The 24606-nt window shown below is 64.9% G+C and carries 19 protein-coding genes; 9 read left to right on the forward strand and 10 right to left on the reverse strand.

Features of this window, described 5'->3' with window-relative positions; all coding sequences use genetic code 11:
* Positions 1-20 precede the first annotated feature (20 nt).
* Positions 21-1220, forward strand: a complete 1200-nt coding sequence (locus ACOGXA_RS16755; protein ID WP_419924989.1) for an MFS transporter — start codon at positions 21-23, stop codon at positions 1218-1220.
* Here the strand turns inward: ACOGXA_RS16755 and ACOGXA_RS16760 are convergent.
* From ACOGXA_RS16760 to ACOGXA_RS16785, 6 genes are all read right to left on the reverse strand, one after another.
* Complete coding sequence (locus tag ACOGXA_RS16760) at positions 1217-2236, reverse strand: acyl-CoA dehydrogenase family protein (RefSeq protein ID WP_419924990.1); 1020 nt, start codon at positions 2234-2236, stop codon at positions 1217-1219. The genes ACOGXA_RS16755 and ACOGXA_RS16760 overlap by 4 nt on opposite strands.
* 7 nt (positions 2237-2243) lie before the next feature.
* On the reverse strand, positions 2244-4235 hold the full coding sequence (locus tag ACOGXA_RS16765; RefSeq protein WP_419924991.1) for a molybdopterin-containing oxidoreductase family protein: 1992 nt from the start codon (positions 4233-4235) through the stop codon (positions 2244-2246).
* Between the two features lie 14 nt (positions 4236-4249).
* On the reverse strand, positions 4250-5086 hold the full coding sequence (locus tag ACOGXA_RS16770) for an SDR family NAD(P)-dependent oxidoreductase (protein ID WP_419924992.1): 837 nt from the start codon (positions 5084-5086) through the stop codon (positions 4250-4252).
* Entirely contained in the window at positions 5083-6228 is a 1146-nt protein-coding gene (locus ACOGXA_RS16775; RefSeq protein WP_419924993.1) for a hypothetical protein, read from the reverse strand. Before ACOGXA_RS16775 ends, ACOGXA_RS16770 begins: the two co-directional genes overlap by 4 nt.
* A gap of 33 nt (positions 6229-6261) precedes the next feature.
* Complete coding sequence (locus ACOGXA_RS16780) at positions 6262-7464, reverse strand: CaiB/BaiF CoA transferase family protein (RefSeq protein WP_419924994.1); 1203 nt, start codon at positions 7462-7464, stop codon at positions 6262-6264.
* An 82-nt stretch (positions 7465-7546) separates the two neighbouring features.
* Positions 7547-7891 (reverse strand): hypothetical protein, encoded by a 345-nt coding sequence (locus ACOGXA_RS16785; protein ID WP_419924995.1) that lies wholly within the window; start codon positions 7889-7891, stop codon positions 7547-7549.
* 144 nt (positions 7892-8035) lie between these two features.
* Between ACOGXA_RS16785 and ACOGXA_RS16790 the strand changes: the two genes are divergently transcribed.
* From ACOGXA_RS16790 to ACOGXA_RS16825, 8 genes are all read left to right on the forward strand, one after another.
* Positions 8036-8560, forward strand: a complete 525-nt coding sequence (locus ACOGXA_RS16790) for a hypothetical protein (protein ID WP_419927004.1) — start codon at positions 8036-8038, stop codon at positions 8558-8560.
* 99 nt (positions 8561-8659) lie between these two features.
* Positions 8660-10516, forward strand: a complete 1857-nt coding sequence (locus ACOGXA_RS16795; protein WP_419924996.1) for an ABC transporter substrate-binding protein — start codon at positions 8660-8662, stop codon at positions 10514-10516.
* Positions 10517-10629: 113 nt separating this feature from the next.
* Positions 10630-11583, forward strand: coding sequence for an ABC transporter permease (locus ACOGXA_RS16800; protein WP_419924997.1), 954 nt, complete (start codon positions 10630-10632; stop codon positions 11581-11583).
* On the forward strand, positions 11576-12643 hold the full coding sequence (locus ACOGXA_RS16805; protein ID WP_419924998.1) for an ABC transporter permease: 1068 nt from the start codon (positions 11576-11578) through the stop codon (positions 12641-12643). The genes ACOGXA_RS16800 and ACOGXA_RS16805 overlap by 8 nt, the downstream gene beginning before the upstream one ends.
* Before the next feature lie 89 nt (positions 12644-12732).
* Positions 12733-13443 (forward strand): 4'-phosphopantetheinyl transferase family protein, encoded by a 711-nt coding sequence (locus ACOGXA_RS16810; RefSeq protein ID WP_419924999.1) that lies wholly within the window; start codon positions 12733-12735, stop codon positions 13441-13443.
* A 229-nt stretch (positions 13444-13672) separates the two neighbouring features.
* Positions 13673-15532: an ABC transporter substrate-binding protein gene (locus ACOGXA_RS16815; protein WP_419925000.1), complete on the forward strand. Its 1860-nt coding sequence runs from the start codon at positions 13673-13675 to the stop codon at positions 15530-15532.
* 53 nt (positions 15533-15585) lie between these two features.
* Positions 15586-16713, forward strand: coding sequence for an ABC transporter permease (locus ACOGXA_RS16820; protein WP_419925001.1), 1128 nt, complete (start codon positions 15586-15588; stop codon positions 16711-16713).
* Positions 16706-17773 carry an ABC transporter permease gene (locus ACOGXA_RS16825; RefSeq protein WP_419925002.1) on the forward strand — a complete coding sequence of 356 codons (1068 nt, stop codon included), beginning with the start codon at positions 16706-16708 and terminating at the stop codon, positions 17771-17773. The genes ACOGXA_RS16820 and ACOGXA_RS16825 overlap by 8 nt, the downstream gene beginning before the upstream one ends.
* 7 nt (positions 17774-17780) lie before the next feature.
* Here ACOGXA_RS16825 and ACOGXA_RS16830 read toward each other — a convergent pair whose 3' ends face one another.
* The 4 genes from ACOGXA_RS16830 to ACOGXA_RS16845 all read right to left on the reverse strand — a co-directional run bounded on the left by ACOGXA_RS16830 (position 17781) and on the right by ACOGXA_RS16845 (position 24576).
* Complete coding sequence (locus ACOGXA_RS16830) at positions 17781-18212, reverse strand: type II toxin-antitoxin system VapC family toxin (RefSeq protein WP_419925003.1); 432 nt, start codon at positions 18210-18212, stop codon at positions 17781-17783.
* Positions 18209-18505 (reverse strand): transcriptional regulator, encoded by a 297-nt coding sequence (locus ACOGXA_RS16835; RefSeq protein WP_419925004.1) that lies wholly within the window; start codon positions 18503-18505, stop codon positions 18209-18211. The genes ACOGXA_RS16830 and ACOGXA_RS16835 overlap by 4 nt, the downstream gene beginning before the upstream one ends.
* 51 nt (positions 18506-18556) lie before the next feature.
* On the reverse strand, positions 18557-22075 hold the full coding sequence (locus ACOGXA_RS16840; RefSeq protein WP_419925005.1) for an indolepyruvate ferredoxin oxidoreductase family protein: 3519 nt from the start codon (positions 22073-22075) through the stop codon (positions 18557-18559).
* 65 nt (positions 22076-22140) lie between these two features.
* A complete protein-coding gene (locus ACOGXA_RS16845) occupies positions 22141-24576 on the reverse strand; it encodes a CaiB/BaiF CoA transferase family protein (RefSeq protein WP_419925006.1) in 2436 nt (811 codons plus the stop codon).
* Positions 24577-24606: the final 30 nt, after the last annotated feature.

Consider the following 24606-nt stretch of genomic DNA (forward strand, 5'->3'; position numbering starts at 1 on the left):
GCGGGGAGTAGGGTTCCCCGATGGCCGTGAACACCAAGCCGTTTTCGGCGCGCTCGTTCTGGCCTTACTTCATGGTCACCGGGGCCTTGTCGATGGGCTATGGCTCATTGTTCACTCTGCTGGCTGAATTTCGGGAAAAGTTTGGGTTCAGCGAGACCGAACTGGGCTTCATAACTGCCGTTGGCTTCTTTGCCGGGGTCATGGCCCAGGTTGGCCTGGCTCGATTCGCTGATCAGGGCTATGTCTGGCTTCTCGTGCATGGCGGCGTGATCGTGGCCATTGTGTCAATGCTCAGCATGGCTGCGGCCGACGAGATTTGGCAGTTCACTGCCGCTCGGTTCTTCCTCGGGGCCGGTACGGGGGCCACGGGTCCCGCCATTCGCCGCATTCTCATCACCCGAGATCCCGCCAACATGGGCCAAAACCTGGGCACTATGGGGGCCTTTGACATAAGCGGCTTCGTGCTAGGACCGGTGGTGGCCGGGGTGTTGGCCGAGTTCATCAACCTGCGAGCCCCATTTTTGTTTATGGCTGGTCTCTACACGGTGGTCTACCTCTGGATCTTCCGGCTGGACCTATCCGCGGGAGAGGCGGCTACTGCCAAGGTTCGGATTTGGAGCCTGTTCCGCATCCGACCCTTGCAATCTGGGATGCTCGCCGGAGCCGCATTTTTCACCACGATCGGCGTCTTCGAAACCTCATGGGCGGTGCTGCTCGACGACCTCGGGGCCAGCACCCTGGTCATCGCTATTTCCATCAGCCTGTTCGCAGTCCCGATGATTCCACTGGCCCCATTCGGGGGCAAGCTGGCCCAGAGGCGGGGACCTATGCGGGTGATGCCCTTCTCGATCCTGGGCGCGGTGGCCTGCATGTTCGTGTATGGCTATGTGGAATTTGTTTGGGTGCTCATTGCGGTGTCGGCCGCTCACGCAATGTTCGACGCATTCACCATGCCTGCCGGACAACTCGCAATTGCTCTTTCAGCACCAACGCAGCAGGCGGCTTCGGCACAAGGAATGTACGGGGCGTTGGGCTTGGTCATTGCTGGGCTTGCCGCACTGGCCACCGGGTGGGTGTATGACACCTGGGGTCCTGAGGCGTTATTCACTGGCTCGTCGTTAGTCATGGTGGTGGCGCTGGCCGGAGCGGTGGCGCTGGGGGGAGAGCTCAGGGGTCCGGCGGGGCGCTCCACCAGCGAGCCAGCTCCCGCTAGTTCCTAATCTGGCGCGTCTCCCAACAGAGCGGCGCCCACCACCTCGAACATCTCGTCGGTAACGTGGACGTGCTGGGCGGCGGCGTGGGCGTCTCGGAAGCACTGGTTGAGGGGGTGGCCTCGGTAGAGCACCGAGCCGCCGCCCCGGCGATAGGCCATCGACGCCACCTCCACGGCGATATCGGCGGCGTGGGTGGCAGCGGCACGAGCCCGTTGCACCAGTTCGTCTTCAATGGCCCGGCCTTCGGTGGCAGTGCTCCAGAACTCGTCCAACACTTCCAGTACCAGTGCTCGGGCAGCCCGCAGCTTGGTGTCGGCCTGCCCCAGGTCGCGCTGGAAGGCAGGCCGCTCATCGAGGGGGGCCGTGCTGTGCAGGCGGTTCTTGCCCGCAGCGGCGATGGCGATCTCATCCAAAGCCCGTCGGGCGATACCCAGGCTCACCCCGCAGTGGTCGGGGGTGATCAGCGCATACATGGGCAGTCCGTGGAGGATCCCGCCCCTGGGCGCAGGCGTCGACAAGTCGAACAACCGACTGTGGGGCACGAACACCTCATCGACGCTGTAGTCGTGGCTCTGGGTGTCTTCTAGGCCGCTGACTCGCCAGGTGTCGTGAACGGTCACCTGCTCCACCGGGATCACCGCCCACCGCGGCCCCGAGTCGGTGGCGCATCCGGCCACCACCCACGAGGCATTGGATATGCCGGAAGCGAATCCCCATCGCCCGGTGACCACCACGCCATCAGGGGCAGGCACTGCACGCCCCGACATGGGAAACGTGCCGGTGAACGGCGGCCAATCGGCCCCGCCGGTGGCGCTGGCCGCTACCTCGGCCATGCCCTCGGTGGGCAGGCGAGCGGCCGCGATAGCCGCGGAGGTAGTGGTGAATGTCTCATTCCAGCCGGCCGAGCCGTTTTTTCGACTGGCGGCTTCGGTGGCTAGGAACTGGCTTCGCAGGTCGGCCTCGATTCCGCCCAGCTCTTTGGGCAGCTTCAGTTTCAGCAGGCTCGGGCTCTCGGTGTTCATGCTGCTCTCAAGCCGATCCTGCCGGGCTTATCTGAACCGGCAGCCCAGACTGCCAGACCATGCCCGTAAGGGGATCGACATCGGCCTCGGCGGTGGTGAGGGCGCACACGTTGGGGTCGGCCCAGCCGTGGGGGATCGACACCGCTCCAGGGGCGATCTCGTCGCTGGTGCGGGCCGTGCCCACCAACTCTCCGTGGGCGCTAGTCACCTGTACCCGCTGGCCGTCGGCGATGCCGTGGTCGGGGTGGATCAGCACCTCGGGGCCTACGTCGCCCAGGTCGCGTAGCTGGCCGTTCATGGTCCGCATCTGGCGGCGGGGCAGCAATACCAGCGGCTCGGGGTGGTCAAGGTCGGCCAACTGCTCAACCAAAGGCTCGGGGGCCAGCCGCCAGCGATGGTCGGGCAACACCCGGTTGAGTACCCAGCCGTGAACCGGGGAGGCTTCGCCCACCAGACCTCGGCGGGCGGCCAGTACGGCGGCGGCGTCGCTGCGGCCCCGCTCGGCGATCAGCGCCAACAGGTCTTCGTCGGTGGCGGTGTCGGGGTCGATACCTCGGGGCAGCACGCTCACTCCCAGCCGACGGCCTAGATCGGCGAACGCCTGCCACATAAGCCGGCGGTCGGCACCGGGCGGGACCACCGCTGGGGTGTACTGGGTGGCTATGGCTGGCTGGTAGGCGTCGAGCATCCACGGAACATCGGCCCGCTCGAGTTGGCCGGCCACCGGGAGCAGGTGGGTGGCCAACTCGGTGGTGTCGGTCTCCACCACATCGGCCACGGCCAGCACATCGAGGGAGGCCAGCGCGGCTTGAGTGCGGTCCCGGTCGGGGAAGGCGATGAGCGGGTTGCCGCCCACCACCACCAGTGCCCGCACGTTGCCGGCCTCGATCTCGTCCACCAGCGCGGCGCACGGATATTCCCCAAACCGGCGGGGCAGCTCGGGGCGGCTGGCCGGCCCCGGCTCGGGGTGGCCGTCGGAGGGCTGCCAGCTCCGGGTGTCGAGCTGCATCAGGTAGCCGGGGTTGAACCACATCCCACCGGGTTGGTCATAGGAGCCGGTGATCACCGCGAGGGCCCACAGCAGCCACTCGGTCACGTTGGCGTGGCGGCCCATCGACACTCCGGTGCCCGACAGGATCGACAGCCGACCCGCGGTTCGGACTGCCGCCAAGAGGTCGAGCAGTTCGGCGGGGTCCAGACCAGTGCCAGCGGCCGTCCGGTCCAGGGTGAAAGGGGCCACCGCGGCGGTCAGCTCGTTTATCCCAGTCGCATGCTCGTCCAAGTAGTCCCAATCGGCCCCGTCGGCCAACAGCTCTCGCACCAGCCAGCCCAAGATCAGGTAGTCGGTGCTGGGCCGGGGGGCCAGATGGCGGTCGGCCAGTCGGGCGGTCTCGGTGCGGCGGGGGTCGATCACCCATACCGGGCCGCGTTCTTGCTGGGCCCGCAGTCGCCGAATGGGGTCGGCTAGGCCGTTGCCGTGGCCGTGGGATACCACCGGATTGGTGCCCACCAGAATCAGCAGCCGGGCGGCCTCCTGGTCCCACATGGGAGTGAGCCCCGACCAGCCCCCCATGAGCTCGGCCACCAGCGGGCGCATAGGGGTGTCGATGGTGGTGGCGGTGTACTTCTGGCGGGAGCCGATGGCACCGAGGAACCGCTCGGCGGCGCGGCGCCCGTTGGCGTCGTAGGCCGAGCCGCTGGCCAGGTACATGGCCACTGCGTCGGGCCCACACTCGCCGATGATGGCGGCCAGACGGTTGCCCAGGTCATCGAGGCATTGGTCCCAGCCGACGGCCCCACCATAAATATGGGGTTGGTCGAGCCGGCGGGGATGGTGGTGCCAGTCGGGAAGAGCTCGGCCCTTTGGGCAGGTGTAGCCCTGGGACAGGGGGTGGGCGTCGTCCCCCCTTACCTTGAGCACTTGGTCGCCGTCCACGGTGACGGCGATGCCGCACATGGCGGTGCAGATGCGGCAAAAGGAGTGGACCTCCTTAGCCACGTTCTTTGCTCCGATTAGGCAAGGCCCCGGCCATGATCGATGCTCCATCGGTTGGCAAGAGGAGCGTTGGAGCTGTCCCTGTCGGCTATTTCGGCCATGATGCCCTCCCGCTGGGCCATGCCCACCATGCTCTCCAGCCTTCCGGTGCAGGAGTGGGGTTGTTGGAGCATCCACACCATGCCCTCGGCGGCCACCGAGGTGTCGGCCCAGGTGGAGTGGTCGGCACCGGGGGCGTTCATCACGAACCCCTCGCTGGCCACCGCGGTGTCGATGCGGAAGCAGTTCACCGCAATTCCGTCCTCAGCAAGGATGGCCGCGCTGCTTACGGTCAGGTGCTCCAGGGCGGCCTTGGACATGCCGTAGGCCATCATCGGGGAAAAGAAGGCCAGCCCAGCCGCCGACGAGACGTTGATAATGCGCCCCTTGGCTTCCGCCAAGTAGGGGCGGCAGAGCCGAGTAGTCAGCAGTGGGGCAGTGGTATTGATGGCGAAGGTCAGCTCGTAGCGCTTGAGCTCGATGTCCATATCGCCGTCAAAAGACACCGCGGCGTTGTTCACCAGAGCGTCGATTCGGCCGAAGTGACTCACCACGGTTTCCACCATGGCCTCGATCTGGTCGGGTCGGGAGAGGTCGCAAGGTACGGCCAATCCATGGCCGCCAGCCTCGTCGACGGACGCGGCGGTCTCATCCACGGTGCCGGGCAGTTTGAACCGGGCCTCGTTGGTGGCTCGGGCCACGCAGGCCACTGAGGCCCCCAACTCGCCCAGCCGGATGGCCAGAGCCCGGCCCACCCCCCGACTGGCTCCGGTGACGATTACCACTTGGTCGGCGAAGGGTTGTTCTTGGCTCACCACGGCCTCACATCATCGTCCAGGCCCAAGAAGGGCACGCGTCCCGAGCAGATCACGATCTGGTGGCCGGCCAGTGGCTGTCCATTCACGGTGCCGACCGCCGGTGCCTCCCGGTGGCCGGGGACTCGAACCTCGCCAGATGGGAGCACCACGTTCTCGGGATGGGACAGATCGTAGGTGTCGGTCTCAGAGTAGAACTGCCCCCGGTACACGCCGAGGCCGCCACCGTCGTCCCAGCCCCAGTCGTAGCCGGTGCCGATCATGGCCCAGTCCCGGTGGATCTGGTTGGTCTCGATCTCGTAGACCTCCCCGGCAGAGTCGGTGAATTGCGACCGAACTTGACGCCAGCGGCGGGTGTCGTCCCAGAAGTCCACGTCGAACTCGGCGGCTACCACCTCGGTCTCGGTGCCGTCGGGCCGTCCGATCACCCCGTCCATGTAGTGCTGGCGGCCGTCGCCGGTGCAATGGACCTGCACATGGCCGCCGTAGTCGGCGCACGAGAACGGCAGCCAGTAGAACACCGAGCCATGCTGGGCCCGCACGTCGATGCCGTCCTCCCCGGTCACCGGCTCGGGCCCCGCGGTCTGGGGTCGCACTCCCCAAGAGTGGTCCCGCCCGCCCCACCAGCCGGCCACGGTGTATGAGGTGCCGTCCAAAGTGACCGAGCCGTCCATCCGGCCCACCTGGGTGTAGCGGCGGTAGTCCTGGGCGACCCGGCCCCGGACCCGGCTGAAGTGGTGATCCTCCTCTTTGGGGGGCAGGAAGCTGGTCCACGTCAGGTCCATGTCGATGGGGTGATCGTCGCCACTCGCGGTGAGGCGGACCTTCTCGAACGGCTCGATGATCTCGATGTCGAGCGGCCCTACGCCTACTCGATCGATGTCGGGGCGCAGCGCCCGGCTGAAGCGGAAGTTCCGCTGGCTGGTCCCTCCGCCGTCGCGGGGCACCTGGCAGGCCACAAAGCCGTCGAACGCGTTCATGTTCATGTACAGCCCCACCCCGATGATCATGGTCAGCGACCCGGCCGGGTCGTAACACGAGAACCAGTAGCGGTCGAAGAACCGGGGGTCGCTGGTTCCCACGTGGTCGAACGTGGTGGGGATCTGATGGCGCAGCGTCTCGTCGAGTCTGGTCAAAGGCACGGCGACATCCTATGGCTGGTCTAGCCGGGAAGCTCAGGCCACGGTGCCGCTGGCCCGCAACTCGGCGATCTGGCCGGTGGTGCGCCCCAACTCGGCCAGCACTTCGTCGGTGTGCTCGCCCAAGCTGGGGGCCAGGGTACGGGGTGACCACGGGGTGCCGTGGAAATCCACCGGGGTGGCCAGCATGGTGGTGCCGGAGGCCCCATCGGGTACATCCACCAGCGCGCCCGACGGGCCGGTCTGGGGGTCGGCCAGCAGGTCGTCGAGGGTGTTGACCGGGGCCCAGAACATGTCGGGCTCGGTGGCGAATATCTCGGCCCACTCCTCCAGGGGCCGGGCGGCGAACGCCTCGTCGAGCGCGGCGATCAGCTCCACGGCGTTTACGGCCCGGTCTCGGGCGGTGGCGAACCGCTCGTCGTCGATCCATTCGGGGTGGCCCACCGCCCGGGCCAGCGGCGGCCAATGGCGGTCGCCCTCTAGGCCCACAACCCAGAAGCGGCGGCCGTCGCCCGCGGTGTAGTTGTTGATGGCCGGGTTGCCCATCGCCTCCCGGGTGCCCACCGCCATGTTCAGGCCCCACATCAACAGGATGTTGAGGTCGAAGCCGATGGTGTACATGCCCTCCCGGAACAGCGATGTGGACACCATCTGGCCCTCGCCGGTGCGCTCTCGGTGGAACAGGGCCGCGCTGATGGCCGCCGCTCCGGCCAGGCCCACGTTGTGGTCGCCCATCCCGCCCCGTTGGAACGGCAGAGCGCCGCCGGGCGGGGTGAGCTGGGCGGCGATGCCCGAGCGGGCCCAGAAGGCGGCGATGTCATAGGCCGGACGGTCGGCGTCGGGCCCCTCGAGCCCGTAGCCGGTGATGGCGCAGTACACCAGCCCCGGATTGCGGGCAGCCAGCGACTCGTAGTCCAGTCCCAGCCGGTTGAGCGCGCTCAGTCGCAAGTTGGTGAGGAACACGTCGGCGCCGTCGATGATGTCGGCGGCGATGGCCTGCCCCTCGGGGCGGGCCAGATCAACCACCACGGAGCGCTTCGACCGGTTGTCCAGCTCGAACACCGGGTTGGTGGGCATATCCCCGCCCAGCATCCGCTGGAACGTGCGGGACGGATCGCCGGAGGGGGGCTCGATCTTGACCACATCGGCCCCCCAGTCGCTCAAGATCCCGCCTGCCGCGGGGCCGGCCACCCACACCCCCAGCTCGACAACCTTCACACCATCCATCGGACCTGCCATGCAACAGAGCATAGAAAGCGGACGGGTTCCAGGACGTACCGCTTGCCCCATGTGTCCAGGAAGAGCGTTGCTCGCCTTGAAATCAGGTAGCGAGGGCGAGGGGGATCATGGTGGCCCAATTGGTGACCACGAAGCCGACCAGCATGAAGGTGTGCTGGCGGTGGTGCTTGGCCAGAGCCGAGTCGATGTAAGCCCGTAGCTCGGCGAACCCGGCTCGGGTATCCGCCTTGTGCTCCGCCAACTCGCCCCGCAGAGTGGTTTCGAGGGTTTTGAGGTCGCTTTTGAGAGCCCCGAGGTCGCTTTTGGTGGCGAGTTGGTCGCGGCCTTCGGGAAGGATGCACTGCATGAGGGTTTCGGTGCGCTCCTCTCCGAGGACCTCAACGAGGCGGTTGATCAGTTCGGTGCGCTTGATTTCGGTGACCGGCATCGAATTGTCCTTCGCTTTGGCTGTTTGGGGAACCCTGTGTCCGGGGACGATGCCGGTTCCGACGGCGCACACCGACCATAGCGGCCGACAGGCCATTCGACAAGAGTTGTTTCGGCCAAGCCATAGACTGCGGCCATCAAGGTTCTGTTTGTCTGCACGGGGAACATCTGCCGTTCCCCTATGGCTGAGGCGCTTTTCGCCCACATGGCCCCTGGGGCTGAGGTCAGCTCGGCCGGGACCATGGACTGGAGCGGGCAGCCCGCCCACGAGCACGCCATTGCGGCCATGGCTGAGCGAGGCCTCGACCTGTCGGCCCACCGCAGCCGCCGCCTCTCTGAGTACCTGGTGGACGAATCCGACCTCATCGTGGTCATGACCCGCAACCACGGCTGGGCGGTGGCCGCCCGCAGCCAGGCCAAAGCAGCGGCCACGTTCCTGCCCGCAGAGCTTTCCCGGCTGGCGGTCGAGGCAGGCGACCGCAATGGCGCCGCCGCCGAGTGGGTTTCCCGTTTGTCGGCGCGGCGTGAATCTCAGACCACCAGCCGATTCATAGGCCGGGCCGCTGACGAAATCCCCGACCCCATCGGAGAAGCTCTGCCTTATTTCAGGGAGGTCGCCGACCGTTTGGAGCGGGAACTCGCCCCGGCCGCCGTCCATATGCAGGCGTGAGCGCCCCCTTGCCTTGCGACCACCGTCAACAACTACCTAAGGTCTAGCAACTTGCAGTCGGTCGAGGCTCGGCTGTCCATAGCCAAACCCTAGGGGGTCATGCTCATGAAATCGCGCTGGTTGAGGCTCTTTGCCGTCTTGTTGGCCCTGGCAGTGTTCGCTGTCGCCTGCGGCAATGATGACGACGAAGATGCCGGAGTTACCGCTGGGACCGCAGCACCCGCTCCTGCCGCGGAGGAATCTGGGGACGAAGGCCCCGCTGAGGAGGCTCCCGCGGAGGAAGGCCCGGCCGAGGAGGCCCCTGCTGAGGAAGGCCCGGCCGAAGAAGAGCCTGAAGAGGAGATTCAGGTCACTATTGAGGGGTCTGAAGAAGAGGCTTCGCAAGGCATCGTCCCCACGGGCAACACCGGCCACACCAGCGGTGCCATCCTCTTGACAGAGTGCAACGATGGGCGCTCTAGCGGCGGCACTCTCACCATGGGTATGTTCGGCGAGATCACCGGCTGGGATCCCACCAATATCCAAGGCGGGGCCTCGCTAGGCGGCACTCAGATGACCGCCATCTACGACTCGCTCTTCTATCTTGATCTCACCTCTGGGAAGATCGTGCCTGGTCTGGCTGAGAGCATTACCACCGAGGACAGCCAGTTATTCACCCTGAAGCTGCGGGAGGGGATCAACTTCACCGACGGCACACCCCTAGATGCTGATGCCTTCATTTGGAATGTCGAGCACCACCAAAGGGGAGTGGTGGGTTCGCAATCCGCCTCGCAGGCGAGACTCATCGCGAACATTGAGAAGATCGACGACCTCACCCTCGAGCTCACCGCTACCAGCGTCAACGCCACATTCCCGCAGATTTTCACCAACCGCATGGCGTGGATGATGTCGCCCACTGCCTATCAGGATGGCCAGGATCCAGAGACCGGGCTGAATACAGGCATAAATGTGAATCCGGTCGGTGTCGGCGCCGGGCCTTTCATCTTCGAATCTTGGGTCCAGGACGACGAGGCGGTACTGGTCCGCAATCCGGACTATTTCCGGGAGGGTTGCCCCTACTTGGACAAGGTGATTTTCAAGCCCATCGTTGAAGCACCGGCGCGCTATAACGCCTTCCAGGCGGGTGATCTCGATATAGCGTTCGACCGTGACCCGATTCACATGAACGATGCCAGGGACAGGGGTGTCAACACTGTTACCCGGACCGACAATCACGGCGGCTACTGGATGCTGAACAACCAAAAGGAGCCGTTCAATGTCCGGGCTTGTCGTGTAGCTGCGGCCCACGCCATCGACTACGACACTGCGAACGACATCGCTTGGGACGGGCTCAGGTCCATTCCCCGTCAACTCATGCGGGAAGGGTCTCCATGGCACGATCCCGAAGCGGTCCTGCCGGGCTACGACCCCGACGCCGCTGCTGCGGCACTCGTAGAGTGCGAGGCTGAGCTAGGTGGTCCGTTGGAGTTCGAAACCTTCTGCACCACAGATCCGGTAAACCAACTCCTCACCGAGACGTTCATCGCCATGTGGGCTGAGGTGGGAATCTCCGCCACCGCCAACTGCACCGAAGTAGGCGAGATGGTGAGCGCGGTGTTCTCCGGGGAGGCAATAGCCAACCCATGGGCTGCTCCTGCTGCCGATCCCGACTACATGTACGACCTCTACTTCGGGGATTCTCCCGAAGACGGGGTGTGCGGTCCAAACGTATCGTCCCGGAACTGGGCCAAGGCGTGCTCCCCGGAGTACGACGCTTCGCTGGCCGAGGGCCGTCAAGGCCTTACCTTCGAAGAGCGCTACGCGGGCTACAGCCGCTTCCAGCGCAAGTTCGCTGAGCAGGTGCCGATCATTATTCTGGACAAGCCCGAGACGGGGTACTACTACACCGACGAGGTGTCGGGCATTTTCCAATCGGAAACTGGCCTCCTCCTCCTCGCCTTCGTCGCGAAGGGCTAATCGGCAACTCCTCCTGAGATCAGGGGGTGGGCACTCATCGTGCCCGCCCCCCTGATCTGTGGGGCATCATGTACGGGGTCGCCAAAGTGCGGCATTGGGGGAGGTGAAAGACATTGAAGACTGTCGGGCGCAGCATCATCAGGCTGATTCCCGTGCTGCTCATAGTGAGCTTCTTCACCTCGTCCTACGTTGAGCTGCTCAGCGGAGATCCCACCGTGCGCCTGCTCGGCCAGGAGCGGGCCCAAGAGCCAGGTGCCCGAGAGTTTGTAAACCGAGAGCTGCGTCTCGACGAAAACGTGGTGGTCCGCTACGGCAAGTGGTTGGGCGATGTGGTCACCGGTGACCTCGGGGAGTCGGTGAAGACTCCGGGATTGACGGTTGTTTCCGAACTGCGAAATCGGCTGCCAGTCACACTGGAGATCGCCATCGTCGCCCAGGTCTTTGCTCTGATCGTTTCAATTCCCTTGGGGGTGTATGCCGCCTATAGGGCGGGAGGCAGAATCGATCGAACGTTGAACTCGGCCTCGTTTGCTGCCATTTCGGTGCCACAGTTCCTAGTGGGGATCCTGCTCGTGGTCATTTTGTTCACTCAGCTTGATTTGCTGCCCCCTCAAGGATGGACGCGGCTCACCGAGTGGGACTGGTGGGATCACATACAGCGTATGATCATGCCCGTCGTTGCCCTTTCTCTTACCGAGATCGCGGTGTTCCAGAGGTTGTTGCGGGCTGACATGATGGCCACGCTCCAAAACGACTTTGTCCTGACCGCCAAGGCCAAGGGCATGTCACCCACCCATATTCTCTTTCGCCATGCCCTGAGGCCGTCGTCGTTCTCGCTGATCACCTTGGCTGGGGTGAGCACGGGTCGCCTTATCGGTGGGACGGTCATCATTGAGGTGCTGTTCACCATCCCGGGTGTAGGGAGAAAGATGGTGGATTCCATCAGCGGCAACGACTTGGTCATGTTGCAGGGGATGGTGATTGTGGTGGTGGTGGCCTACGTGCTGCTCAACTTGCTGGTGGAGATCACCTACGCATTGCTCGATCCGAGGATCAGACGTGGCTGATATCTCAATGGCGGCGAGCGATCCGGCGATGGCCCTCGTTGCTGATCCCGAACAACGTCGTAGGACTCGAAACCTCTGGGAGGGGATTGCCCGTGTAGTCGTGGGCGCACCCTTGCTGGTTGTGCAGCTCAACCTGCTGTACGACAGCTCCGCGTGGTTGCAGGTGATCGTTACTCTGGTGGCCTTCTACGGCATAGTGACCGGTTTGGGAATGCTGGTCAGAGGCGTGTTCGGCTCCCATGTCGACCCAGCTACTTGGCTTTCGGTTGTGTGGATGGCGGCAGTCCTGGTATTCGTGTTCTTGCAACTCGGTGGTTTGTTCGACGAGCTCACGGCTGACTTCGGCAATCGAGAGCAGCCCCCGCAGTTCAGCACCCATGAGCCCTTGGGCACGGACCGAGTCGGAAAAAGCGTAATGAACCAAGCCATACAGGGTGCCCGGGTGTCGCTGATCGTGGGCCTTGGCTCAGTGGGGATCGGGCTGGCTGTGGGAACGATCGTGGGCCTGGTTGCCGGTTTCTTCCGAGGCCCAACAGAGGGGGTCTTCAACGTCTTCACCGACTCGATCCTGGCGTTTCCCGCTTTGATTCTGCTGTTCACAATCGTGGCCATATTCGGGGGCAGCGTGCTTGTCGTCACGCTGGCGCTGTCCCTGCTCAGCATTCCCACCATGGGTCGGCTGGCCCGGGCCAATACCCTCACGTTTTCCGCTCGGGAGTTCGTCACCGCAGCTAGGGCGATGGGTGCGTCCAACACTCGAATTCTGTTCCGAGAGATCTTGCCCAACGTGGCGCTGCCCCTCGCTTCATACGCGGTCATCATTGTGGCGGTGGTGATTGTGGCCGAAGCCTCGCTGAGCTTTCTGGGAGTGGGGATCGACCCAATCAGCACCCCCACTTGGGGCAACATGATCAGCGAGGGCCGGCAGCAAACTGTGTTGCAAGACGCCCCCCACATCGTGTTCGTGCCCGGCGTGCTCATGTTCCTCACCGTGCTGTCGCTGAACCGCATCGGGGAATCCCTCCGAGGTCTCTGGGACCCCCGCGAGGCCAAGCTCTAGAGAGGGCCCACTTCGCGGTTAGGCCGCGTCCCCTTCCAGCGCCAGCGGTTTTGGGCCGATGCGCCCAGTCATCTAGAGTCTATTGTTGGTTGATTAACGACAAAGACCAGTGGTGGCAACCGTTCAAGAGTATCGGTGATATAGACGTATTCCACGTTGATTTGACACCCCATGTGGGCTACGAGGCTGAGGCTCTTGCCTGGCTCGATGGAGAAGAACGCTCACGGTGGGAGCGTTTTCAATCGTTGGCTGCTCGACGGCGGTTTGTCTTATGTCGCGCCGCGCTTCGTTCAGTGCTTTGCCGCAAAAGCGGTTGCACAAACGAGTCGTTGGAGTTTATAGCATCCAACTTTGGCAAGCCCTATGCCAGAGTAGGAGGCAAACCGGTTGCCATGAGCTTCAATGTCAGCCACAGCGGCAAGCACGGATTGATTGCGGTTGCTCCAAGAGGTGAACTGGGGGTGGATGTTGAAGAGCGATCTCAACACCGAAATCTTGAGGTTCTCATTGAGGGAGTGCTCAGTCCTCAGGAGATAGCAGAACTGAGAGCACGAGATGATCGGCAAAGGCAATGTCTGTTTTTTCGCTTCTGGACGATCAAAGAAGCACTTGTGAAGGCTCATGGAAAAGGAGTCTCCCTAGATGTCGCAAGATTGGAGATTCCAGAAGACATGCGCCATGGAGCAATCAGAAGTAAAGGTCAGTTCACTCAACTCTCCAACACGACATGGCATTTGGAGGATATCGGCTCTGACGATTTCGCCGCAGCAATCGTTTATGAGGCAGGGCCAGCATCGTGACTGTTCAAGCAACTACCACCAGCGTCGCCTGCGACGTCCTGCCCGATGCCCCCCGTCCTTCAGTTGGTGCAGCCAGAGGCGGGTGCCGGGTCGGCGCGCGAGGTCATAGAGGCGGCTCTGGGCTAGGCCGCTCCGTGGGTCCCACGGGCGTCGATGGAGGCTTCGGTTGCCCAATCAGGCCACGTTTCCTAGAGTGTCGGCACCACATTCCACGAGGGGGAGAATGCCCATGCGTTCATGGTTGTTGAAGCTGTTGGCGTTGTTGATGGTTTTCGGCCTGGTGGCCGCGGCCTGCGGCAATGATGATGACGACGGGGTGGCCACTGGCCCAGACGAGCCAGCGTCCGCCGAGCCGGCCAGCGAGGGGGGGGGTGATGAGCCTGCACCGGCACCCTCAGACGATGGGGACGATGGGGCGGCTCCGGCACCCTCAGACGACGGGGACGATGGGGCGGCTCCGGCACCCTCAGACGACGGGGACGATGGGGCAGAAGACGAGATGATGGGCGCCTGCGCGGCCACCGTGTCCGGCACCAAGGTGAACTACGCGGTGTTCTCGCCCAACGCCAACATGGACCCGACGGCCAGCAGCGGCGCTTTGGTGGGCGGAACCCAGTTGGTGAATGTGTGGGACGTGTTGATGACCTTCGACCCGGAGTCTGGCTTGTACAGCGGTCAAGCGGCGGAGTCGCTCACCCCCAATGACGACTTCACCGAGTGGACGCTGAAGATCCGCTCGGGCATCACCTACGGCAATGGCGATGCCTTTGTCGCCCAGGACGTGGTCGACTCGATGCTTCGATACTTCGACAGCCGGGGCGATGGCATGACCAATAGAGCGGCTGGCTCTGTTGGCCTCATCGACTTCGACAACACTGAAGTTCCCGACGACAGCACCGTGATCTTCCGGCTTTCCCGAGCATGGAGCACCTTCCCGTCGCTGTTGGGCGACGAGCCCGGCATGGTGGTGAATCCGCGGATCATCGCCCAACTGCTGGACGAAGAGGCGGGCAACGCCACCGAGGAAACCAGCGCGGCAAAGCTGGTCCGCAACCGTATGGCGGTCAGCCCGGACCTTGTCAACGCGGCCAGCTTCGGTCCCTATGTGGTAGCCGAGGTGGAGCCCAACGTGCGGACGGTGCTGCAAGCCCGAGACAGCTACTGGGGCGGCCCGGTGTGCATCGAGGAGATCGAGTTCACCTTCCCGGGCAGCTCGGTGGCCAACTGGGAGGCATTCCAAGCCGGCGACTTCAACGCCGCATTCCTGCGTGATCCCCGGGTGTTCGCCGAAGCCCGAGAGGCCGGCACAGTGCTGAGTTCCGAGTTCCAGAACCTGGGAGGCCTGTTCCTGTTCAATCACGGAGTTCGGGGCGCCGACAGCATGGGCGCCGATTTGCGGGTCCGCCAAGCTGCTCACCACGCCATCAACCGGGACATCATCAACGAGCGGGCGTTTGAGGGCAAGCTCAACACCACCAATGGCGTGGCCGCCGAGGGCACATTGCTGTGGTCGCCCGAGTTGCAGGAATGCGCCGATCAGGAACCGGCCTATGATCCCGATGCCGCGTCGGCACTGGTCGAAGAGGTGAAAGCCGAAACCGGCTGGGATGGCTCATTGTTCCTGGTGCATGCCGATACCGACCCCGGCCCCGAGATCGCCCAGGCGGTTGAGGGAATGCTGGAGGCAGTGGGCTTCGACGTGGAGGTCGCCCTTGGCCCAGTCACCACGGTGCTTATTCCCAGAGTCATAATCCAGGCCGACTATGAGATGGCCGGGTGGGGTTTCAACGCTGACGGGGCAACTTGGGTTGCCTCCCTCAACGACAACCTCCTGTCTACGAGCGGGTCCAACCGGATGGCCTTCGCCTCCGCCGACATGGACGACGCCCTGGGAGCTATGTACGGAGCAGAGACAGTAGAAGACCAGCGAGCCGCGTTGGCTGCCGTGCAGTGCGTCTGGAAGGACGAGCTGCCGGCCATGATCTACTCGGTCACCGAGGAGGGGTTGGCCATGGCCGACAACCTCAAGGGCGTCCAGCGTGCTGGTGCCACCATTTTCCTGTTCGGCAACGCCTACATTGAGAACTGAGCTCAATAGCGGCAATCTGTAAACCAATAACGCATTAGGGGAGGAAGAGCACCGTGCTGCGAGTGATCGGCTTGAAGCTGGTCAGGCTCGTGCCGGTGCTCTTCCTCGTATCCCTGGCCACCTTTTTTCTGGTCGACCTGATTCCCGGCGACCCGGCTGCCGCGGTATTGGGCACCGATGCCACGCTTGAGGATTTGGAGGCGATCAGAAAATCGCTGGGCTTGGACAAGCCCATCACCGAGCGGTACGTGGACTGGCTGAGCGGCGCGCTGAGCGGCGACTTGGGCCTGTCATTGAGGTCCCCAAATGAGCCGGTTACCGACTTGCTCCAGCGCAGCGTTGGGCCCACCCTGCGCTTGTCGGCCATGGCGTTGGGCATGTCGTTCACCATCGCCATCTTCTTGGGGGTTTGGTCGGCCCAGGCAGCCGGAACTCGGGTAGACCGGTTGGTGAGCGGCGCCATGTTCGGCTTCATCTCCGTCCCAACGTTCTTGGCCGGGCTGCTGTTCATATTTTTCTTCGTGTTCCGCGAGTCCATCCCCCGCTATTTGTGGGTGGTTGCCGTTGGGTTGATCGTTTTGCGGTTGGCCTACTTGGCCATTTCCCGATTGCGGGAAGACCGCACCGATGTGTCGGGATGGGCGGGGTATGCGATAGCCGCAGTGGTGGTTACCGGGCTGTTGCTCTGGGTGTTCGTCCAGTGGCCTGATTTCCCCCGAACGGCCTCGTACCTGTACGACGACAACTGGCGAGAGCAGCTTCGGTCTCTGTTCTTGCCTGCGCTCGCCCTGGCCTTGAGCGAGATCGCGGTATTCACCCGGCTGCTGCGGGCCGACATGCTGTCGACCCTTCAGGAGCAGTTCGTGCTGTCGGCCCGGGCCAAGGGCATGCCCACATGGCGGATCTTGTTCCGCGACGCTCTTAGGCCGTCGTCGTTCTCGCTCATCACCGTGGCCGGCATCACCTTGGGCCGACTCATCGGCGGCACGGTCATCATCGAGACGATCTTCGGCTTGGAAGGGCTGGGCAAGCTGATCGTGGGTACCGGTGTGATTCCCAAGAACTTCACCATTGTGCAAGGCGGGGTGCTGGTGCTGGCGGTGGGCTATGTGCTGTTGAACGCCATCATCGACATCTCCTATCAGTACCTCGATCCGAGAATCAGGCGGGGCCGTGTCTGAGGTGGGTGTGCCTTCTGATCCTCAGGTCGAGGCCGAGCCGGAGATCCGAGCTCGCAGCGCCGAGCCTCGGCCGTTCTGGCTATCGCCGCTGCTGCCCATCGGCATCGCATCGATATTCACAGGCACCATGGTGCTCAACGACGTAACCGCGGAGATCAGGGTCCTCTTGGTGCTAGCCGGCATCGTGGGCGGATATTTCGGCTTGGACGCTCTGTGCCAGAGGCGGTGGGGGGCGAGCTTCGACACCTCTGCGTGGCTGTCGGGATTCTGGCTGTTGCTGATCGGGCTATCGGCCATCACAGTGGCGTGGCTGCCGCTGAATGAGTCCAAGCTGGTGAAGAATACGATTGGCGGAACCGTCCGGCTCCGACCCGATCTGTTCTCCGAGCATCCGCTGGGAACCAATTCCCAAGCACTCGACATCTTGGGCGGGGTGATGTGGGGGGCTCGCACGTCGCTGATCATCAGCCTGGGGGCGGTGGCCATCGGCTTGTTGATCGGGGGGATAATCGGCATTGCCGCGGGCTACTTCCGAGGGGTGCTGGACAGCGGGGTGGGGATTCTGGCCGACTCCTTGCTGGCCTTCCCCCCGCTCATCCTGCTGGTGGCCATGGCCACGGTGTTCACCCAGAACCAGTGGACCATGGCGCTGGAACTGTCCCTTTTGGGCATCCCCACCTACATCCGATTAGCCCGGGCCAACACGCTGACGTTTGCCCAGCGAGAGTTCGTCTTGGCCGCCAAGGCCATGGGCTCGGGCGATAGGCGCGTCATCTTCCGGGAGCTGATGCCCAACGTGGCGCTGCCGATGGTGTCGTACGCCTTCTTGGTGACCGCGGTGCTGATCGTGGCCGAGGCCTCGCTTAGCTTCCTGGGCGTGGGCATCCAACCCCCTGAGCCCACATGGGGCAACATGATCGAAGCGGGCCAGGAGAACTATAAAGACCATCCCCACCTGGTGTTCGTTCCCGGCATCGTGATGTTCATGACCGTGTTCGCCCTAAACCGGGTGGGAGACAAAGCCCGCGAGCGCTGGGACCCCCGCGAAGCCCAGATCTGAAGCAGTCTCACCACAGCAGGGGAAGGCCTTCAATGGCGGCGGCGGTTGAGAGTTGGCGGTCGAAGCAGCCGAACGAGCAGTCTCCGACGATGTGGAGAACTTCCAAGGCCGACGCAAGCTGCACTGCGTCATAGGCGCGAAGCGGGTGACGGGCCACCAAGTCTGCCGCAGTGTGCAAGATGTCTGTGCTTGCCTTGATGACCTGGGTGTCTTGAGGCGTAACCCAGGACGCGAAGTCAACTGAGAATTGTCGGCATAGGTCACGAGCATCTTGGGCCGAGAAGCCGCCCATACGGTGTTTGCGCCAAAGCGCTGCGGGAACCTCGACCTTGGCTAACTCGCAGATAACAACAGTGGCATCCAGATCTCTAACGAGATCGCTGTCGAACTCATGGGCGTACCGCTTGACCAGAGCAGAGGTATCGAGAAATACCGTCACCGATTGGCGCGGACCAATTCCGATAACGGGGTACCTTGACCAGCCCGCTTCATGGCCGCAGCCACAACAGCCTCTTCTGGTGGAGGACCAGGATTGGGAACAGCTTCCACCAGTAGCCCGGCCAGACGCAGCTTGGCTCGGACTGCTTCTGCTGAGCTGGACGACAGTGAGGGATCGGTGGCTGCCCTGGCGATTTGAGTCAAGTACTCGTTCATCGACATGTCCAGATGTTGGGCGGTTAGCTTGACTCGGGCGACGAGCTCTTTGTCTGCCCTCCAGGTGACCTGCTGCATGACTGCACGATAGCAGGCATGCAGTCAAACACCGTTGGGAATAATCCAGGATTAGGGGGTTTTGGCGAGGACGGCCAGCCGGGCGCGGAATTTGGCGATGTTGGCCAGCTTGATGTTCTCGTAGCCGCGGACCAGATCGGCGGCCTCGGCGATGGCCTGGGCGGCTTTCAAGTCTTCAGGGGTGGTGGCACCGTCGACCGCTTGGCGCAGGGCGGTGAGGTACTCAGCGGGCAGGCGGCGCTCTTGGCGGCGGACGTTGGCCCGGCCGAAGGGGTCGAAGGGGGTGCCCCGGAGGCGCTTACCCTTGGCTAGCAGGCCGACCAGCGGTCGCCAGCGGCGCACCGAAAGGGCGATCTTGCTCTTGCGGCCCATGGCCCGCAGAGTGGGCGGATGCAGCCGCCAGGCCAGCCGGTCGCCGGGCTCAGCGACCGCGATTGCCGGGGCGTGGCCGTCGGGGTCGAGCATCAGGCGGGCCACCTCGTACTCGTCCTTGTAGGCGGTGAGCTTGAACAGACCGGCCGCCACCGCCGCGGTCAGCGCGGCCGAGCCCGGGTTCACCCTGCGCTCTACGGCGGCGAATTCGGCTACCCCGTCCAGATAGCGGGCCGCAAGGGACCGGTTCTGGAAGCGCGCCAACTCGGCGGCGAGCAACTCCAGGGCCGCGGCCAAAACGGTATCGCCGTCGGCCAGTTCCTCGATGCGGCCGCTCAGCCCTCGGCCCAGCACGCCGGCGTGGTCGTGCTTCAGCGTCCGGGCGTCGCCAGGCATCGGCGCGGAGCGCCCAGCAGCGGTGGTTTCCACCATCGCCTGGTCGGCCACCCACCAGCGGCCCCAGCGGAACGCGGCGATGTTCAGATCCACGGCCACCCCATTGAGCCCGATGGCGGTTTCCAAGGCCTCGGGCGACACCGGCAGCAGCCCAGACTGCACGGCCATGCCCACAACGAACACGTTGGCGCCCACGGTGTCGCCCACCAGTGCTTGGGCCAGGTCGGATGCGCTGGCCCAGAACTGGGCGTCGGGTCGAGTCTCGGCCTGCACCCGCTTCAGCAGCTCAGCGGCGGTGGGCATGTCGATCTCAGGATGAGCGGTCTTGGACCCCGGGGGCACGAGGTCGAGCGATCCCACTACCGAGGTGCGAGACGAGTCGGCCGCATCCAGGCCGGTGGGCGACGCCGCCACCAGCAGATCGAAGGCCAGCAGCAGATCGGCCTGGCGATCGCCGAGGCGGTTGCTGCCCGAGCGGCCGTTTTGGGTGATGCGAAGATCGCTCACCACCGGTCCGGCCTTTTGCGACAGTCCGATCTGGTCGAGTCCGTGAGCCCCGGATCCGTCGAGCATGGCCGCGGTGCCGATGAGCTGTCCGGTGGTCACCACCCCGGTGCCGCCGATACCGGTGATATGGATGTTCACTTCGTCCTGCGAAGACTTCGGCGGGGCGGGGATGGGGGTCGGCGGCACCGGCAGGCCGGCGGCTTCAGATGCTGAGGACCTGCCCCGACGGGGTCGCTTGGGCCGGGTAATGGTGATGAACGCCGGGCAGTCTCCCTCCAAACAGGACAAGTCCACGTTGCAGCTATCTTGGTCGATGGTGGTCTTGCGGCCGAACGGGGTGTCGAATGGCTGCACCGACAGGCAGTTGGACACCTCGGCGCAATGACCGCACCCCTCGCATACCCGGTGGTTGATGGCCACCCGGGTCTGGGGTTGGCTGATCCGGCCCCGCTTGCGGTCTCGGCGCAACTCGGCGGCGCACCGCTGGTCGTGGATGAGCACCGTCACCCCGGCAACGGCGGCCAACTTCTTTTGGACCTCGGTCAGCTCGGTGCGGTCTTCGACCACCACCTCGGAGGGGAGGCCGAGTCGGCGGGTGCGAACCGGATCGTCGGAGGTGATGATGATGCAGGCCACTCCCTGGGCCAGCAGCGACCGGCACACTTGGTCGAGGGGGATGCCGCCGGTGGGATCCTGCCCCCCGGTCATGGCCACCGCGCCGTTCCACAGCAGCTTGTAGGTGATGTTCACCCCGGCGGCTATGGCCGCGGTCATGGCCAGTTGCCCGGAGTGGAAGAATGTTCCGTCGCCCATGTTCTGGATCAAATGGGGGGTTTCCACGAACGGGGCCATGCCTATCCATTGGGTGCCCTCGCTGCCCATGCAGGTGAGCCCGGCGATGTCTCCGTATCGCTGCTCGCCCCCCAGCAGGATCATGGTGTGGCAGCCGATGCCCGCGCCCACCACCGTGTCGGGGTCGGTCACCGTGCTGCGGTTGTGCGGGCACCCTGAGCAGAAGTAGGGGGTGCGGTTCACCGACAGGGGAATGCGCTCCCGCTTCGGGGGCTCTGGCGCCAAGCGGTCGGCCAGGCGGGCCAGGCGGCTGCGCAGCGGCCCGACCAGATCGTCGGCGTGGAGGGTGCCGTAGCTCTTGACCAGGCGGCGGTCTCGCTCGTCGAACTCGCCCACGATGCGAGGACGGTGGGCGGCGTTGTAGAGGGCGTCTTTGACCCTCGACTCCACATTTGGGGTCTTCTCCTCGACCACGAAGATCTCCTCCAAGCCGACGGCGAACTGCCGGATGGTGGAGGCGTTGAACGGTATGGGCAAGCCCATGCGGAGCAGGCGGATGCCGGCGTCGGCGATTTCGGCGTCGGTGCCCAGCCCGATCGCCGCCAGCGCCTCGCGCACCTCCCAGTAGGTGATGCCCGAGGAGATGATCCCGATCCACGCGTCGGGGGAGTTCACCACCACCCGGTTGAGATGGTTCAGCTCGGCGTAGGCGAGGGCCAGATTGGTGCGGACCTCCACGATCTCGCGCTCGATGTCGAGGGTGTAGGGGGTGAGCAGGCGGGGGTCGGGGCGGTGCTGGTAGGGAGCGCCTTCGTGGAGGGGTATGACCGGGTCGACCAGGTTGGGGTCGAGGCTCACGCTGGCCGATCCGTCGGCCACGTTGGCCACGATCTTCATGCCCACCCACAGGCCGGTGGCTCGGCTCATGGCGATGGCGTGGCGCCCCAGCTCCAGCACGTCGCCGGGATCGCCGGGATAGAGGACGGGGATGTGCAGGTCGTCCAGCACTCCGGCCGAGGTGGACGGCAGCGTGGAGGACTTGGCGCTGGGATCGTCGCCGGCCAGCAGGATCACGCCGCCCTTGGGATCGGCGCCGGCGAACACCGCGTGGCGGATGGCGTCGGAGGCCCGATCCACACCAGGGGCTTTGCCGTACCAGATGCCGACAACGCCGTCGTAGCGGGCATCGGGCCTCGATCCGGCGAGCTGGCTTCCCATTACCGCGGTGGCGGCGTGCTCCTCGTTGACCGACGGCCGCAGTACTACGTCGCTCTCGCCGGATTCTCTAACAGCTTGGGCCAGCGCGGAGTCGAGTCCGCCCAACGGCGAGCCGGGATAGCCGGCGGCGAACGCGGCGGTTCTCAGGCCCGCAGCCCGGTCGGCTCGGAGCTGGTCCAGCGGGAGGCGGGCCATGGCCTGAATGCCGGTGAGGAAGACCGTTCCGTAATCGTTGGTGAAGCGATCGGAGAGCCGGTAGCTGTGATTCGACTCGGTGGTCGTCATGTGGGGGTCAGTCTAGGAGCACCGGTGGGAGGCGGTGTTGTGCAAGTCGTCCACCAACTCGAAGATCACACAGCAGGGCTGGACGGCGCGAATGCCGGGCGGGTGCCGATGATATGGGCTGCTTCGAGGCGGGCCAGATCGCCGTCGTCCACCCCGAGCAGGCCGCCCAACACCTCGGCATTGTGCTCTCCGAGGGTGGGGGCGGGGCGGGTGAACCAGCGGTCGGGTTGACGGCCGAATCGCGCCGGGAAGGCCGGGAAGCGGTGGGTGCCGGCCAGGCGATGCTCCACTGCCTCGTAGAAGCCGCGGGCGTTCACCTGGGGATTGCGATCGCCCCCCCGGCTGATCTCCACCTCCGCCGCGGGAACGCCGAACGAGATGAGCCGTTCGACCACGTCGGAGGCTGCGAGGCCGCCACACCACCGGCTCAGCCGCTCGTCGAAGGCGTGGCGGGCAGCGAAGCGGTCGGCCAGTGCCGCTGAATCGGCCACCTGGTCAAGCTCCAGTTCGGGCACAGCCGCCAGCAGTTGCGCCCAATGCTCATCTGATTCCACCGAGAGTGCGATCAGGGCACCGTCTGAGCAGGCGTACACCCCTTGGGGGCAGGCATAGGGGTGGTGGTTGGCTTCTCGGGCCATGAGATGGCCGGTAGCCGAATACTCCACCACCTGCTCGGCTGCCGCGTTCAGCGCCGTCTCAACCATGGTGGCCTCCACGAAGCTGCCCTTGCCGGTGCGCTCCCGGGCGTGCAGGCCGCAGATCACCGCGTAGGCCGCGTGCAACCCGGCCAGCGGATCAGACGGCCCCCGGGCCAGTTGGGGGGCGGCGTCGGGGTAGCCGCTGAGCCAGCACATGCCGCTGACCTGCTCCATGGTCTGGGCGAATCCCACCCGGTCTCGCCACGGCCCGTCGAGCCCGAAGGCCGGCATCCGCACCATCACCAGCCGGGGGTTCAGGTTGATTACCGTGTCCCAGTCCAGTTTGAACTGGTCGATGACCCGGGGGGAGAAGTTCTCCACCATGGCATCGGAGACCTCGATGAGCCGGTGCAGAAGCTCCATGCCCTCGGGCCGGGTCAGATCCAGCGTTACCGATCGCTTGCCCGCGTTAGCGTGCTGAAATGTTGGGCCAAACTCCCACCACTGGTCGTCGGCCGGGGTGCGGGATGATCCGAATCTCATGCCGTCGGGCCGCTGCACCGACTCAATGTGGATGACGTCGGCCCCCAGGCAGGCCAGCATCATCGTGGCGTAAGGCCCGGCCCAGAACGCGGTCATGTCCACTACCCGGACCCCTTCGAGAGGAAGGGCATCGGGCGATGCCGCCGGGTCGGTACCCGACTGCCGAGCGGAGGCACCGGAGTCGCCGCCGGCCCTCAGCCGGCCCAGCACGTCGTCGGTGTGCTGTCCCAGCCGAGGGGCAGGACGGAAGGCCACCGATGGGTGGGAGTTGTTGCGGTAGGGCACCCGGGGCTGCACGAACCCGCCGCCGGGATGGGGCTCATACACCCCCCGCTGTGCGAATTGGTCGAACTCCGCCACGTTGGCGCCGTTGCCGATGGGTGCAACCGGAATGCGCAAGAGGGTGGCCTGGTGTACCACCTCTTCGGTGGTGCGGGCCGAGGTCCACTCCCGGATGGCCCCGGCGATGGACTCCCCGGCGGCGATGCGCCCGCCCATGGTGGCCAACTCGGGGTCGCCGGCCCACTCCGGGTGGCCGACCAGCACGGTGAAGTCCTGCCACTGCTGGCCGGTGAACACGCAGAACCCCACGTAGCCGTCCCGGGTGGGTTCCACTGAGGGCACCTCCAGCAGTGCCCGGGTGTCGTAGTCGCCGGTGAACGATCCCCACAGGGTTTGCACGTTGGTGCAGGTGGGGGTGATGGTTTCCAACAGCGAGAGATCCACGTGGTCGCCCTTCCCGGTGCGCCGGGCCCGGCGCAGTGCGGAGGTGGCCGCCACCGCGGCGGTCAACCCGCCCATCCACTCCCCGATGCGCCCGCCCGCGTTGAACGGGATCCGCCCCGGCTGCCCCCGCGTGGCGGTTGATCCGGCTATGGCCATGAGGGTGAACTCGTTGGCCGGGCGGCGACTCCAGGGCCCTCCCCGGCCGAAGTTGGACACCGACACCATGGTGGCGTCGGGCCGCCGGTCGGCCAGCGCCTCCCAGCCCACGCCCAGGCTCTCCATCTCGCCGGGCTCAGACCGCTCCATCACCAGCTCGGCGGTGGCGTAAAGATCCAACAGCCGGGCGCGCCCTGTGGCTGTCCGGTAGTCCAGCACTGCTCCGCGTTTGGTGGTGTTCAAGAACCCGAACAGCGGGCCGTGGTCGTCGATGGGGGCGAATGAGGCCGAATAGCCTCGCAGCGGGTCGCCGTCGGGCAACTCCACCTTCACCACGTCGGCCCCGGCGTCGGCCAGCAGTTTGGTGGCGTAGCCCCCGGCGATGCCCCAGCCCAGATCGACTACTCGGACCCCGTCCAATGCCGGCCGCCCCACCATGAGTTTGTGAGGCTACCCGACTTGCGAACT

The organism is Candidatus Poriferisocius sp. (genome assembly GCF_965208475.1).
Classification (GTDB): Bacteria; Actinomycetota; Acidimicrobiia; order Acidimicrobiales; family Bin134; genus Poriferisocius.